Here is a 15,598-nt window from a genome sequence, read left to right on the forward strand (position 1 = left end):
AGTAGAGACGGGATATATCGCGTCTCTACTAAATTTATGCAATCGTCATGAATGCGAAATGGTATTACGCCTGAAAACGAAAATCAACGCTTGCGGAAAGTTATAAGTCCTGGTAGTGAATTTTATTCGCTTTCTAGCAATTGTAGAATTAATTGCAAAGGAATATCTACCATATCGGGACGATGGTTAAGTTCGTAACTCAGTGCATCGATCGCTTTTTCTAATAAGAAACTAGAAATTAGCACTTGGAGTTCATTGGCGGTTTTGGGTAAGAAATCGTCTATGCTGGCAATTTCGATGTAAGAATTCAAGAAAGCGGTACTTACCCAGGTGTACCAAAATTGCCCCCATTCTTCTTGCAACACTTGATTTTCTGGCAAAATCATGCCGCTTTCGATTTCTTGGCGCAGTGCTTTATTAACCGCGTAGTGGAATGATAGCAGCATTGCGGCGACATCTCGCAGAGGCGATCGCTTTCTGCGGCGTTCGCTCAAACTGCGAGCTACTCTGCCTTCAAAGTGGGTAATAATAAAGTCTTTACCTGTATACAACACTTGCGCTAGATGGTAGTCTCCGTGATAACGAGTGCGTAAAGCAGTGATTTTTTGCTTCACTATTAACTGAAAGCGATCTAAAATTTCCTGTTGGCGGTTGAGGACTTCGATTGCTAATTGCTGGGTATTAGGTGGTAAGGATGCTAGTCTTTCTGGCAATACTCTCAAGACTTGCCCTGTTAAATTACGCGCATTTTGATAGATAGAACGTTGATAAAACGTCGAAAAAGCTTCTGGGGCGAAGTCAGGGTTATCTATACTTGTCGCCAATGCTAAGTGGAGTTCGGCTGTCGATTTACCCAAAAGTTCCACACTAGAAAGATAAGCACCGATGGTGTGTCTTGCTAATTCGGGAATTTCTTGACGCTGCAAATCTATTAAAGAACCGGCGGGGATAGGTACTTCGGTAATAGCGGCGTGCTGTGTTTTAACTAAATCAAAGTAGTGTCGCAAGCTATCGAGAGTGTAGTCCCAACCGCTACGAATATCTAAGATAAACTCTTGCAATATCCCGATAGTCATGGGTTGGCTATGATTGTAAAGAGCTTGATTTGATTGATGATATTCAATTGCCCCAGCTAAAGGAATAAAGTTTTGCAAGGATTTTTTTTCACTGAGGAACCGCCGAATTTCTAAGTCGGGGTGCATTCCGGCTTCAACTTTGCGGAAGAGTTTGAAATACAAGCGATCGCCATAAAATATACTGGTGCTAGGTTTGCCATCTACCTGCTGCACGGTAGGATTCCGGTAAATTGCATCATTATCGATGGGGAAGAAATCAGTCGTCGAGGCAACTAATTTGCCTGTGATGCCTTGGTAAGAGTTATGATTAGCGATCGCATCTAATAAAGCGACAACAAAAGTTTTATCTGTTAAAGCATCAAATAACACCCCACTGGTATCAGGTGTTTGTTGAATTTGCAGCCTTGCAACTACCGCTTGCGGTGTTTCCGCCAAGATGTGCATTGCTTGTTCACCTGCTGCATAAGCTAAAAATAGCAGGTAAGTTTCTGGACTTTCTTCCAGGTAATCTACTTGTAACCAAACAATTTGAGCCGATTTATCATCGTAGGGTAAAGAAACAGCCTCAATAATTTGTACTGATTGGACAGTTTGGGTTTTGCTGGCAAACCAGTTACAGGTATATAAATAATCTCGCAGTATAGTTTCGAGGGTATTTTTCACTTCCCGTTGAGAAGTTACCTCTTCCCAAGCACTATCAACAACCAGAGTCGGTAATTGGGCTTGCAGTTTCGGCGGTTGAGTCAAACTAGCCTTGCGTTGTAGGGTGAACCAATAAAAACCGTAGGGACTCAAACTCAAGAAATAGCTAGACTCGGTAATTGTGGGAAACTCAGTATGTCCAAAAATTTCTACTGGCGTTGACCCGTTGAAAACAGATAAATCTAAGGCTACAGTCTGTACATAGTGAGATAAATTCGCTACTACCAATACTGTTTCATCATCTGTTGAGCGAGTGAACGCCAAAACTTTGCGATTATTAGAGTGCAAGATTTCCAGCTTACCTTGTCCCAATGCGGGGAAGCGTTTGCGAGTCGCCAGTAGACGTTTCATCCAATACCACAGAGAATTATGGTTAGCTCTTTGGGCTTCCACATTGACGGCTTCGTAGTGGTATTCTGAGTCAACAATTACGGGTAGATAAAGACGCTGGGGGTTGGCGCGACTAAAACCAGCGTTGCGGTCTGCACTCCACTGCATGGGAGTACGTACACCATTGCGATCGCCTACATATACATTATCACCCATCCCGATTTCATCACCGTAATAAATTACGGGTGTCCCTGGCATAGATAGCAGCAAACTGTTGAGTAACTCAATTTGGCGACGGTCATTTCCTAAAAGCGGTGCTAACCTGCGGCGGATACCTAAATTTAACCGCATCATTGGGTCTTGGGCATACACCCGATACATAAAATCGCGGTCTTCATCCGTCACCATTTCCAAAGTCAGTTCGTCATGGTTGCGGAGGAACAACGCCCACTGACAATTGTCGGGAATGGCTGGTGTTTGCTGGAGAATATCAACAATGGGGAAATTATCTTCCATTCGCAATGCCATAAATAAGCGCGGCATCAGGGGAAAATGGAAGTTCATGTGACATTCATCGCCATCGCCATAATATTGCGCTGCATCTTCCGGCCATTGATTTGCTTCCGCTAACAGCATCCGGTTAGTAAATTTCGCATCAACTTGCGCCCTTAATTCTTTTAAGAAAGCATGGGTTTCTGGAAGGTTTTCGCAGTTCGTTCCCTCGCGTTCATATAGATAGGGAACCGCATCCATGCGTAAGCCATCGACACCCATTTCCAACCAAAAATCTAGTACCTCAAATACCGCTTTCCTGACTAAAGGATTATCGTAATTTAAATCTGGTTGATGAGAGTAAAAACGATGCCAATAATAAGATTTTGCAACAGCATCCCAAGCCCAATTTGAAGTCTCAAAATCTTGAAAGATAATCCGTGCTTCTTGATATTTTTCTGGCGTATCATTCCACACATAAAAGTCTCTTTCGGGGCTACTTTTAGGTGCGCGTCTTGCCCTTTGAAACCAAGGGTGTTGGTCGGATGTATGGTTAATAATTAATTCAATAATTACCCGAATTCCCCGTTGATGGGCGGCATCTAAAAACTGTTTAAAATCATCTAATGTGCCGTAAATTGGGTTAACACTGGTGTAATCGGCAATATCATAACCATCATCTTTGAGAGGTGATGGGAAAAAGGGTAGTAACCAAATTGCAGTGATGCCTAAATCTTGCAGATAGTCTAATTTTTCGGTTAACCCGCGAAAGTCACCAATCCCATCATTATTACTGTCAGCAAATGCCCTAACAGGTAATTCATAAATAATTGTATTTTTAAACCATAAGGGGTCATTGGAAAGAAGGTAGTTAGTCATTTTTAATCTTAATTTTTTTTAAACGAACCGCCAAGGACGCAAAGGACACAAAGGAAGAAGAGTTTGATAGGATTCCTTAAAGGATGTTTTAAAAGTCCCTAGTGATGTATCAAGTACTTTTAGATCCCCCTAAATCCCCCTTAAAAAGGGGGACTTAGACTCTAGTTCCCCCTTTTTTAAGGGGGGATAGGGGGGATCAATAGGTGTCTAAAGTCACAGCCAACCACTTTTAAAACAACCTCTTAAACTCTCCGCGCCTCTGCGCCTCTGCGTGAGACAAATCATGTATTAGTTAACAACGCCACAGGGAAATATTGCAACGCATCACCAACTAATAATTGCGTATCTCCTTTAACTATTTGCCCACTAATTCCATCTGTCCAAGTTGAGGATTCAGCAGGTAGTTTAATAGAAGTGTCATTCCAAACTTGTGTTCCTAACGGATATTGCCCAGGTTGAATTAAACTAGTCAAAAACCGAGGCACAATCGTAATAACTGACTGGTTGTTATGAACTCTTGCAAAAGCAACAATATGGTCTTTAAATTGTCCTTCCACTTCTAAAGGTAGATATTTACCTTCTTGGAAAACATCGACATATTTGTTTCTTACTTTTAACGCTTGCACAACCAGAAATAACTTAACTCTGCCATCTTCTTTACTTGCTAGAATTTCTTCAATTAACTGCAAAATCTCAGATTGAGATTTTTCTTTAATATGTTTGAGATAATCGCGTCGCAGTTCAAAATCAACCGGACGGCGGTTATCAGGGTCAACCATACTAAAGTCCCACATTTCTGTTCCCTGATAAAAGTCGGGGAAACCTGGGGAAGTAATTTTGATTAGAGTTTGAGATAGAGAGTTGAATATACCATAGTAAGCAATTTGCTTTTGAAAAGGTATAAACTCCTGGATAAATTGATTAGAATCTGATGGTTCTAAAACTCTGCTGGCGAAGTCTATAAAAGCATTTTCATAAATGCTATTTTGTCGTAACCATGCTGTATGTACTTTCGCTTCTCGAATGGCTTTTAACAGGAAATCTTGGAAGCGACTATAAAAATCCTCATACTCATGTTCAAAAAATGGCAATGCCCCAATTAGCATCTGATAAAATAAATATTCGTCGTTAGCATCTGGCATGACAGACTTTTTATCAGTGCGGCTTTTCAGATGACGATTAATTTCACTAAATCTCTTAACTTGGCTTTCCCACTCCTCAGGAATCTCTGATAAAACATTCAATCTCGCTCTAATATCTTCACCCCGTTTAGTATCATGGGTGGAGGTTGTATTCATGGCATACTGCCAACGCGCTTGACGTTCTTGATTAAATTGGTCAAACTCAGCCAAAGTAATACCAAATTGGTCAGGTTTTCCCCCAACTTCATTTACAGAAACAAAGCGATTATAAACATATAATGCTGTATCTTCCGCGCCTTTTGCCATCAGTGGCCCTGTATATTGTTGCAGACGCATGACAAAGTATAACCACTGTTCTTTTTCTGTTTCAGTTAAAGAATCATCGTATTCTAGTAATAGTAACTTTTCGATAAAGTTTAACTCATTATTTAGGAAAGGAAGATGGGCTTTGGCTTGTTCAATTACTTCCTGAGTATAGGTACGGTCATTGTCTGATATCCCATCTTGGTCTATGTAGGTTCTATATATTGGGAAGCGAGTTAATATTTCAGCAAGTGCGCGTTTCAAACCATTGATAGTAAAGTCATTACCATAGCGATACCTACTCGAAATTCTCCTTAATAGATACGCTAAGTTATCGACATCTCCGGCTAAATTTCTTTCTAATATGAGATGTTTTTTATCTTTTTCTGTTTCCTCGTAAGGAGTTTTCCAACCTGTGATATTGTAATAAGCTTGGGTAAAAGCTTCTTCATTTTCAGTTTTACAGAAAATTCCATTGACGTAATTTAAAAAGTCATACCCAGTTGTACCCTGAACTGGCCAATTTCCGGGTAAATCTTCTCTTGGCTGTAAGATTTTCTCGACACAAATATATGTATCATCTACTTGTTCTTTCAGCCTTTGGAGATACTGGGTAGGATTATATAAACCATCGATATGGTCAATTCGTAAGCCTGTAACGTGTCCGGCTTTGACTAAGCTACAAACTAACTCATGAGTATTTTTAAATACCTTTAATTCTTCAATCTTGACAGAAATTAATTCATTAACTGTAAAAAATCTTCTGTAGTTAATTTCTTCAGCACCAACTTTCCAATATGACAGGCGATAGAACTGTTGAGAAAGCAAATTATCTAATGAGTTAAAACTCTCTGGTTTTCCTGGTTCACCATTAAATAATTTCAGGTTATCATCAATAAATGTTTTAACTTCTGTATTATCTGAATACAGTTCCCATAATAGACCTTTAACAAAATCTATTTGGTCTTGTCTTTGGTTTGGGTGTGCATCTTGGGGAAAATTCTTCACTATGTAAAGCACTCCCAGCAACCTGACAAATACAGGGTGCTTTCTCCCTAAAGTTCTTGCTAACTCGCCTAAGTTGCGGCTTAAGAAAATTGTATAAGATTCTAAGTTGACTGGTAATTTTAAACTATAATAATTGATACTCAAGCCGCTTTGATCGTATTGCAGTTGAATCTCTCCTTTTTCTAGACAATCACCATAAAATTGTCCGAGGAGTGGTGCTAATATCGGTTCTTGGCTACTAGCAAAAGGCGAATTCCAAGAAATATCAAAATAGTTAGTATAGTTAGAATTACCCCCATTTTCTAAAATATCCATAAGATATTTATTTTGGCTATCATAAGCCATGTGGTTAGGTACAATATCTTGTAACCAACCAATGTTAAATTGTTTTAAATCTTCAACTAAAGCAATAAAATCTTCTTGAGTACCTAACTCGACATTTAATTGATTTGGGTCAACAATATCATAACCGTGGCTACTACCTGCCCTCGCTTGAAATATTGGTGAAGCGTAAAGTTCAGATATGCCTAATTCTGCTAGATAACTAGTAATTTCTTTAGCAGAGTTAAACGGAAATTGAGCATTAAATTGAATTCGATAAGTAGATACAGGTATACGCATATTGTTTAAGGGAGTAGGGAATAGGTGTTAGACATGGTTTAGCTGTTTAACTTTTTAGATCCCCCTAAATCCCCCTTAAAAAGGGGGACTTTGATTTTATTTCCCCCTTTTTTAAGGGGGCTAGGGGGGATCTAATTTTTACGCTTCATACAAAGCAAAACTTTGACTACGCATGGTTAATTGCTGATGTGAATTAATTTCTTCTGGTAAAATTGAGCCAGTTCCTAGCCATTTTTCCTCAGAAGAATCGAAAATTTTTCGCCAAGAATTATTGCCAAACTCGTTATCAAAAGTAATACCACTGGTATTAAAATTAAGCAGACAAAGTAGTCGCTTACCTGCGATATCTCTTGTCCACCAAACCAGCTTTTTATCTTCGTTACTTCCCGATTGAATATTGTTGCGATCGCCTGTTGTCCAACCAGGAATTTGCTGACGTAATTGAATTAGGTGGCGATAAAAATCTAATATCAATTTATGCTTACCAGTTTGGCGTTTTTCCCAATTCAATTTACACTGCAAAAATGTTTCTTTCCCTTCTGGATCTGGTGGTTCGCCTTGGGCGTGAAAAGCTTTAAATTCTCTCTTTCTCCCGTCTCTGACTGCTTTAATTAAATCCGGGTCTGAATGACTCACAAAATAAATAAATGGTGCATCTTCTGCATATTCTTCACCCATAAATAGCATTGGGATATAAGGAGAAAGTAAAACTGCCCCTGCTGCCAATTTCACCGCTTCAAAAGATACCAATTGTGATAATCTTTCACCCAGCATCCTATTACCAATCTGGTCATGATTTTGAATATTAACTACAAATTGATAGGAAGGGCGATCGCTTGCTGAGTTACCATGAAAGCGTTGGCGATGTTTTGAATATTTCCAGTCATAAACAAAGTTGTCTTTATAGGCTTTGGCAAGATGTTCATACTTGTCAAAATCTTCGTAATAACCAATCAAATCGCCTGTTAACGCAGTATATAGTGAATGGTGAAAATCATCGCTCCACTGGGCATTAAGTCCATATCCACCAAATTCCTGTGGGCGAATCAATTTGGGGTCATTTAAATCACTTTCCGCGATTAAATATATCTGCCTTCCTTGCGCTTGGGAAAGTTCGGCAACATTTTCTGCCAGTTCTGCTAAAAAATGTTTTGCACCTAAATCGTAAATCGCCTGAACCGCGTCTAAACGCAGGGCATCAATATGATATTCTCGTAACCAATAAAGTGCGTTTTGAATGAAGAAATTACGCACATCATAGCTATGGGCATCATCATAATTAATCGCACTACCCCAAGGAGTGCGGTATGTTTCTGTAAAATATGGGCCATAGCAACTTATATAATTTCCTTCTGGGCCAAAGTGGTTATAAACCACATCCAAAATCACCGCTATGCCATGTTGGTGACAGGCATCAACTAATTGCTTTAACTTCTGCGGCCCGCCATAGGAATTTTGCACAGCAAACTGATAAGCCCCATCATATCCCCAATTGCGATCGCCTGGAAATTGACCAATGGGCATCAGTTCAATAGCATTTATACCCACTTCCCGCAAATCTTTCAGCCGGGGAATAATTGCCTCAAATGTCCCTTCTGGCGTAAACGTCCCAACGTGTAACTCATACATAATCATTTGTTCTAAAGGAACGCCAGACCAATTACTGTCATTCCATGTAAAACTATGGTCAATTACCTGTGAGGGGCCGTGTACATCTTGGGGTTGAAAATTCGAGGCAGGATCGGGTCTTGTTTCCGCACCATCTAATTGATAAAAGTACAGAGTTCCTGGTTCTATATTGTTAGCTGTAACTTGCCAGTAACCCCCATGCTTCTCCATCGGAATAACTTGATATTTGGGCGAAACAATTTCAACTGCAACTGTTTTTTTCTCTGGGGCCCAAACTGTGAATTCACAACAACCATCGCCTAAATAATGCGCACCAATCTTCATAATTATTCAAAATAGTTTGATTATTCAAGACAACGTAATACAACAAGCGATCGCTCTGTTACTGACACAGTTTGATATCCTGAAATTGACTTCTCGTCTTTGATAAAACGAGGTCTGTCAGTATCAATCACTAATGTCCATGTCTTATCTTGAAGACTATGGGGCAAAGCAAACTCTATCGGTTCGTAGTGGGCATTAAAAAATAGCAGAAAACTTTCGTCAATAATGCGTTCACCATGCGGCCCAGGGCTAGCAATTCCTTGTCCATTCAAGAATATTTCCATCACCTTCGCATAACTAACTAGCCATTGCTTGTCAGTCATCTCACTACCATCAGCATTAAACCAAGCAATATCGCTAATACCATGACCATGAATAGGACGACCTTGAAACCACTTGCGCCGCCGGAATACTGGATGCTTATGGCGGAAATAAATTAATTCCCGTGTAAAATCTAATAAATCTCTATTGGTTTTGAGAAATTCCCAATTGCGCCAAGAAATTTCTGAGTCTTGGCAATAAGCATTATTGTTACCCTGCTGAGTACAACCAATTTCATCACCCGCCAACAACATAGGTACACCTTGAGATAGCAGCAGAGTGACTAAAAAGTTGCGCCGTTGCCGTTCTCGCAGACGCAAAACTTCGGGGTTGTCAGTTTCCCCTTCTGCACCACAATTCCAAGACCTATTATGGCTCTCACCGTCTCGGTTATCTTCACCATTCGCCTCGTTGTGCTTTTCGTTATAGCTAACTAAATCATTCAGCGTAAAGCCATCATGGGCGGTGACAAAGTTAATACTGGCATTTGGACTGCGGCCATTTGTTTGATATAAGTCCGGGCTACCAGTAAAACAGTAAGCAAACTGCCCCAAACTATTATCAACACCTCGCCAAAAATCTCTGACTGTATCCCGATATCTGCCATTCCACTCTGTCCAAAGTACAGGGAAATTGCCTACTTGATAACCACCTTCGCCCAAGTCCCAAGGTTCAGCAATTAGTTTCACATCTGCTAAAACTGGGTCTTGATGGATAATGTCAAAAAACGCCGCCAAGCTATCTACTTCATACAATTCCCGCGCTAACGCCGAAGCCAAATCAAACCGGAAGCCATCGACGTGCATTTCTAGCACCCAGTAGCGCAGACTATCCATAATTAACTTCAAGACTTGGGCGTGGCGCACATTCAAAGAGTTACCACAACCCGTAAAGTCCATATAATAACGAGGGTCATCTTTGACTAAGCGGTAATAAACGCTATTATCAATACCTCGGAGGGATAGCGTTGGGCCTAAATGGTTGCCTTCGCCCGTGTGGTTATAGACAACATCTAAAATCACCTCAATGCCTGCAAAATGCAAAGCTTTCACCATCTCTTTGAACTCGGTGACTTGTTGCCCTAAGCAACCACTTGCACTATATCCGCAGTAAGGAGCAAAATAATTAATTGAGTCGTAGCCCCAATAATTGTTTAGTCCTTTATCTACTAAATGTCCAGGACGCGATAAAAAATGATGCACAGGCATCAATTCAACGGCTGTAATTCCTAGCTGCTGCAAGTATTGAATTGCCGCAGGATGGGCTAACCCGGCATAAGTTCCGCGCAATTCTTCAGGAATATCAGGATGCAGCTTGGTAAAACCTTTGACATGAGTTTCATAAATTACCGTTTGATGCCAAGGTGTCCGCAGTAATTTGTCATCGCCCCAATCAAAAGATTGATCGACAACTACAGACTTAGGCATGATGTGAGCATTATCTAACTCTGAAAAAGCTAAGTCTTTTTCTGGTGCGTTCCAAGAGTAGCCAAAGACAGACTCATCATTAGCAAACTCACCATCAATTGCCTTACCATAAGGGTCAATTAATAGTTTATTAGGGTTAAAGCGATGACCCATTTCGGGCGCCCAAGGGCCATGCACTCGATATCCGTACCTGTGTCCTGGGCCAATTCCTGGCAAATAACCATGCCAAACAAAATTATTCTTTTCGGTTAATGGAATGCGAACTTCTTCGTTATTATCATTAAACAAACAAAGTTCTACCCCGGTGGCATTCTCTGAATATAAAGCGAAATTTGTCCCTTTACCATCCCAAGTTGCACCTAAGGGATATACACTCCCTGGCCATAATGCTAAATACATAGGTGAAATTCCCAGAATTGATATTGGGTGGAAAACATAAATAAAATTTATGAGTTTTAATTAATTGCCTTAGCAATTCTTTATAAGAAATTAAAAAACTTTAAAATGAATTTATAGTGAAAACAGTTATCTTGCTTCCATCAGAAGAAGGATAAGATTTTAAACCACAAGGTAGATGAAAAAATTTTAAATTTAAGTATTGTTTTGAATTAAAGGATAAATCTCAATAAATTAGCGATCGCCACTCATCAAACAAATATTTATCAGATAAATATAATAATTATCTTATTGGGCTTCAGCTTCCCGACTTCTTCAATAAGGCGGGGAAATTATTATTCACAAATAATTTATAGAAAAATATCATTTGTTTAATTAAGGTTATTCGTGATGTTGCCAAATCTGTAGAGACGTTGCCTTGCCAAGTCTCTACAAATATTATCGGGAGGCTAATTAATTTATATGAACTGTATTGATTGATGGAAATAAATAGGCAAGAACAAATTTTTGATTTCTGTTAGAGAATTTCCCGAATAATCCATTGTTTTTTAATCCTTCCTCCCTGCCCCCTTGCGGCTGCAATAAAGTAGTAAAAACACAAATAAGAGCAGACCAGCCAGATATTTTACTATATCTGGCACAATCGGATTAGGAGAAAAAAAGCCTTCAATCGTACCTGCAATAATTAACATTGGTACAATACCAAATACCAATTGTGCAGCTTGGGAACCGTAAAATTTTAAGGCATCACTGCGCCGATATTTACCAGGAAATAAAATTGCTCTGGCGATTAATAAACCTGCACCACCCGCAAAAAATATCGCTGGCAGTTCTAAAGCTCCGTGGGGAAAAACAAATGCCCAAAAAGGATAAGCTAAATTATTTTGACCTACTAAAGTACCTACAGCACCAATCAATAAACCATTAAAAATCATTAAATAAATTGTGAAAATTCCCGCCGTGATGCCACCAGCAACCGCACCAAAAGACACAGAAAGATTATTAATCATAATGCTGCTGGATGCTAAAGGCTCAATCCCCACAATCGAACCCATCCATAATTTATGTTCATCTCGGACTTGAGAAATTAACCTCTGTGGGACTATCAACGACATAAATGTAGGATCTTGCCACGCATACCACCAAGCAATTACCGCTCCCAAAAAAAACAAACCCGTAGCCGCAGCAATATAAGGAAAAGTTTGCTGCACTACCGATGGTAAACCCCAGCGATAGAATTCCAACGCGGCGCGCCATTCTTGCCGACGCGAACCTTGATAAATCTGCGTATAAGCCCGCGTTGTTAATATTTGTAAACTCTGGGTTAAAGTCTGACTAACTTGTTGCGTTTGAGTGCGAGCTAAATCGGCCGCTACTGAACGGTACAAACTTGCTAATTCTCTAATTTCATTGGCACGTAAAGATTTTAGCCCTTGTTTTTCAATTTTTTTTAATAAAATATCTAAACGCTGCCAATTTACTTCGCGTCGCGCAATCCAACGTTGAAGATTCATAAATTTTGCAAATATTATAGTAATTTTATCGCCATAAAATCAAAGCTAGGTATAAAGACTATTATTATTCTGAATTCTGAATTATGACGGCTGAATTCGGCTGTAAATTACAAATTACAAATTAAGAATTACGAATTGCCATAACCTAATTTAAGATAGCCACAAATTCACAACTCTACTTTTAAGGAAATTTACATCATGTCAGAAAACTTTGGTTCGCCTGGGGCTATGCAACCCCTGAGTCCCGGAAATGTTGTTAGTGCGGCGGTGCGTCTATATCGCTCTCATCTAAAAACTTACTTCAAACAGGCTACGATTGCTCACCTGTGGGCGTTGGTTCCTGTTTATGGCTGGGCTAAATGTGCGGCTACGGCTGCACTGATATCTCGCTTGGCGTTTGGCGAATTGGTTTACCAACCCGAAAGTGTTGCAGAGGCGAGTAGACATATTAATGCTCGCTTGTGGTCATTTTTGCGAGTATCTTTTCAGGTGGGGCTATCTCTGTTCGGCGTTTACATCTTATTAGCGATCGCAGGTGGCATAATCTCATTCATAATCGGCCTAGTATTTGGTGCGCTTCTAGGAAGTGGAGGGATAATCGTCGGCTCTGGACTGGCAATAGCTGTCATGGCTATAACTATGCTGGTAGGACTGACATGGTTTTATGCTCGTTGGGTAGTTGCCGAAGTACCTTTAGCCGTTGAAGAAAATATTAATGGCGCTCAAAGTGTCGATAGAAGTTGGGAATTAACGAATGCTTCTGTCTTGCGAATTCAAGGTGTAGTTTTAGTAGCTTTTTTAGTCACATTCCCAATTGTGGGAATTTTAAACTATCTACCTAGCATTTATATTGTCAAGTTAGAACCAGGTTCTACTCTTTACTGGATAGTTTATTCTTTATCCATCATCACCAGCTTAATTGGCGGCATTTTAGTTATGCCATTCTGGCAAGCACTCAAAGCTGTTTTATACTTTGACTTGCGTAGTCGGCGTGAGGGTCTGGGTTTGCAGCTACGTGAACCTCCTCAAGATTTACGCTAAACTCAAACCCAAAATAAAATTTAAGATGAACTTTTTTAACCGCATTCGGCTGCAAACGCCAGAAAGTGTAGAAATAGAGTTTACATTAGCAGGTATTGGTAATCGCGCCTTAGCTTTACTAATAGATTACTGTTTATTAGGTCTAACTTTATTTTTATTTGTTCTGGTTTGGGCTATTTTTTCCTTTCAATTTTTTGACTTGGTTAATAACTGGACAAAAAACGCCGATAGTTTGGGACTTTGGTTATTAGCATTTTTTTTCCTGCTCATGTTTTTTATTTATGCAGGTTATTTTGTATTTTTTGAGACTTTATGGCAAGGACAAACCCCAGGAAAACGCTTTGCTAAAATTCGCGTTATTCGAGATGATGGTAGACCTGTAGGATTAGCACAGGCAACATTGCGTAGTTTACTCAGACCATTAGACGAATTCTTATATATTGGCGCGTTTTTTATTATGTTTAGCCGTCAAGAAAAGCGTCTGGGTGATTGGGCCGCAGGTACTATTGTTATTGAGTCACAAATAGTTAATTCATCGTCAACATTCACAATTTCCGAACAAGCTGATACGCTGTATGCACAATTGTTAGAAATTGCCGATTTATCACAACTATTACCTGATGATTTTGCGGTAATTCGAGAATATTTGCAGCGACGTAATGCCATGACACAAAGGTCAAGAATAGCTTTAGCTGCTAAGTTAACGCAACAAGTTGTCGGTATTATTAAATTAGATAAATTGCCCCAAGCGAATCCTGATGTATTTTTAGAAGCGGTTTATTTAGCTTATCAACATAAAGAATATTAAAAAAAATGGAGACAAAGAAAGTTAACCTTTGTCTCCTGATCAATTCCTAGACTCAAATTTAAAAATCTAAACTTGGCCAGTCTGGTTCACGATAATAGCGTGTCATATCATCAAATTTTCGTAATTCAACACGGTTAGCCAGAAATTCGGGCGAATCTCCTAACCACTGCTGATTTAATTCCCAAAGCAAATTACTGAGTTTATTGCGGTCTAAATCAGGTGAAATATCACCAAAATAGCCTAAAGTAATATGGGCTGTTAGATGATAGTGCTGTTCAATACCTAGAGCGATTAGCTGAGGATTTTGATAAATTTTGCGCCGTAATTGAATAATCTGTTCGTAAGACTTTTCATTTTTAGGCACTAAACAAACACCCACCGCTCGTGGCATAATCACTAATCCCAGAATTTGCCAATAAATTGGGTGAGTTCCGGGTGTGATGGATTGTTGATATTGCTGAAATATTTCTGCACAACAAGCGCGTAATTCTTGTTCAAAATTGGGATTCTTTTCGCAAGCATCAGTGTAAGCATGATCCCAAATCAAGTCTGCCAAAGTTAAATGGAAGCTAGCAGCTGGTACAGGTACAATCAAATCATGGTCGATAGGTAGCTGTATAAGTTGCTGTTGATAGGTGGCTAACTTGTCATAAAAAGCAGAATTTTGTGGTGCTTCGTCGGCGGTGGGGGTGATGAGTGTATAGCCAGGAAAGGGTGTGGCTTGTCTAGTTTCATTTTGGAGTTGGAATTTAGAAGACTCCTGAATGTGCTGTACTTGCGTTTTGTATGCTTCTGGTAGCGTCATTCTTGCTACCCGGTTTAGGTAAGTTTGATAGTTGTCGTCCAATCTTCAATAGCCTCGCGCTCTCACTTGATAGATTTTAGGGAAAATTGCTCTGTTTTGATTGAATGATTTAAAAAGTTTTGAATGGGAGTGGGTAATAATCACTTTTGATTAATGGCAATCAAAAATTTCAACTTGCTCCCATGTTAGTTTCAAAGTCAGTATTTCTTTCTTCTTCTAGGCTAATTCCATCAGCTTCGGTAAAGTCAGGATCATCGCTATTTTCCTCCTTGGAAGCTTCGTTAAATTCGTCACGATTGTGATTGCTACCCCAACCGTAGCGATAACTACCATAGTCAGGGTAATAGGCGTAGTCTTCTGTGTAAGTTTGGTTACAGTGAGGACAGTTGATGGTATCCGTGCGTCCACAACGACGTTTAAACAAAAAGCCTACCATACGATCGCATTCCCACACTGATGTTATCTGAATGACGATTTCTGTGCTACCGATTTGAATGCGATCGCCATTTTGGAGAATCCCCCGCGCCGATTGTACGCCGTTAATTTTGATGCCATTGCTGGTATCTTGGTCAATAATAATTAACTCTTGATTTTCTGTAGTAATTAAAGCGTGATAATCTGCAATTAAATCGTCTTCAATGACAATTCTCGAAACTCTATTTTCCGCAATTTGTCCTGGCATAATTGCAAATTGGCTTCCTATGGTCACTGGAGTTTCTAATAATGGTTCGCGGCGATCGCCTGTATTTGGATCTATCCAAGTTAACTGTATTTGCAAGT

General features: G+C 39.7%; 9 protein-coding genes. 2 read left to right on the plus strand and 7 right to left on the minus strand.

Annotated features, from left to right (window positions below):
* Nucleotides 1–122 precede the first annotated feature (122 nt).
* The 5 genes from treS to H6G69_RS16070 all read right to left on the minus strand — a co-directional run bounded on the left by treS (nucleotide 123) and on the right by H6G69_RS16070 (nucleotide 12,164).
* Nucleotides 123–3,479, minus strand: coding sequence for a maltose alpha-D-glucosyltransferase (gene treS / locus H6G69_RS16050; protein ID WP_190688876.1), 3,357 nt, complete (start codon nucleotides 3,477–3,479; stop codon nucleotides 123–125).
* 281 nt (nucleotides 3,480–3,760) lie between these two features.
* Nucleotides 3,761–6,553 (minus strand): malto-oligosyltrehalose synthase, encoded by a 2,793-nt coding sequence (gene treY, locus H6G69_RS16055; protein WP_190688879.1) that lies wholly within the window; start codon nucleotides 6,551–6,553, stop codon nucleotides 3,761–3,763.
* A 138-nt stretch (nucleotides 6,554–6,691) separates the two neighbouring features.
* Complete coding sequence (gene treZ, locus H6G69_RS16060; protein ID WP_190688881.1) at nucleotides 6,692–8,506, minus strand: malto-oligosyltrehalose trehalohydrolase; 1,815 nt, start codon at nucleotides 8,504–8,506, stop codon at nucleotides 6,692–6,694.
* 20 nt (nucleotides 8,507–8,526) lie between these two features.
* Nucleotides 8,527–10,653, minus strand: a complete 2,127-nt coding sequence (gene glgX, locus H6G69_RS16065; RefSeq protein WP_190688884.1) for a glycogen debranching protein GlgX — start codon at nucleotides 10,651–10,653, stop codon at nucleotides 8,527–8,529.
* A 545-nt stretch (nucleotides 10,654–11,198) separates the two neighbouring features.
* Nucleotides 11,199–12,164 (minus strand): stage II sporulation protein M, encoded by a 966-nt coding sequence (locus tag H6G69_RS16070; protein ID WP_190688887.1) that lies wholly within the window; start codon nucleotides 12,162–12,164, stop codon nucleotides 11,199–11,201.
* A 198-nt stretch (nucleotides 12,165–12,362) separates the two neighbouring features.
* On the opposite strand from H6G69_RS16070, the gene H6G69_RS16075 reads away from it, so the two are divergent.
* Both H6G69_RS16075 and H6G69_RS16080 read left to right on the plus strand, forming a co-directional pair.
* Nucleotides 12,363–13,205: a hypothetical protein gene (locus H6G69_RS16075; RefSeq protein ID WP_190688890.1), complete on the plus strand. Its 843-nt coding sequence runs from the start codon at nucleotides 12,363–12,365 to the stop codon at nucleotides 13,203–13,205.
* A 25-nt stretch (nucleotides 13,206–13,230) separates the two neighbouring features.
* Nucleotides 13,231–14,013, plus strand: coding sequence for an RDD family protein (locus H6G69_RS16080; RefSeq protein WP_190688893.1), 783 nt, complete (start codon nucleotides 13,231–13,233; stop codon nucleotides 14,011–14,013).
* 58 nt (nucleotides 14,014–14,071) lie between these two features.
* Here H6G69_RS16080 and H6G69_RS16085 read toward each other — a convergent pair whose 3' ends face one another.
* Both H6G69_RS16085 and H6G69_RS16090 read right to left on the minus strand, forming a co-directional pair.
* A complete protein-coding gene (locus tag H6G69_RS16085) occupies nucleotides 14,072–14,860 on the minus strand; it encodes a DUF1868 domain-containing protein (protein WP_190688895.1) in 789 nt (262 codons plus the stop codon).
* A gap of 127 nt (nucleotides 14,861–14,987) precedes the next feature.
* The gene (locus H6G69_RS16090) at nucleotides 14,988–15,596 is read right to left on the minus strand and encodes an FHA domain-containing protein (RefSeq protein WP_190688898.1); all 609 of its coding nucleotides are present in this window, start codon (nucleotides 15,594–15,596) and stop codon (nucleotides 14,988–14,990) included.
* Between the last annotated feature and the right edge of the window lie 2 nt (nucleotides 15,597–15,598).

Origin of the sequence: Nostoc sp. FACHB-110 (assembly GCF_014697425.1) — a bacterium.
Taxonomy (GTDB): Bacteria; Cyanobacteriota; Cyanobacteriia; order Cyanobacteriales; family Nostocaceae; genus Nostoc_B.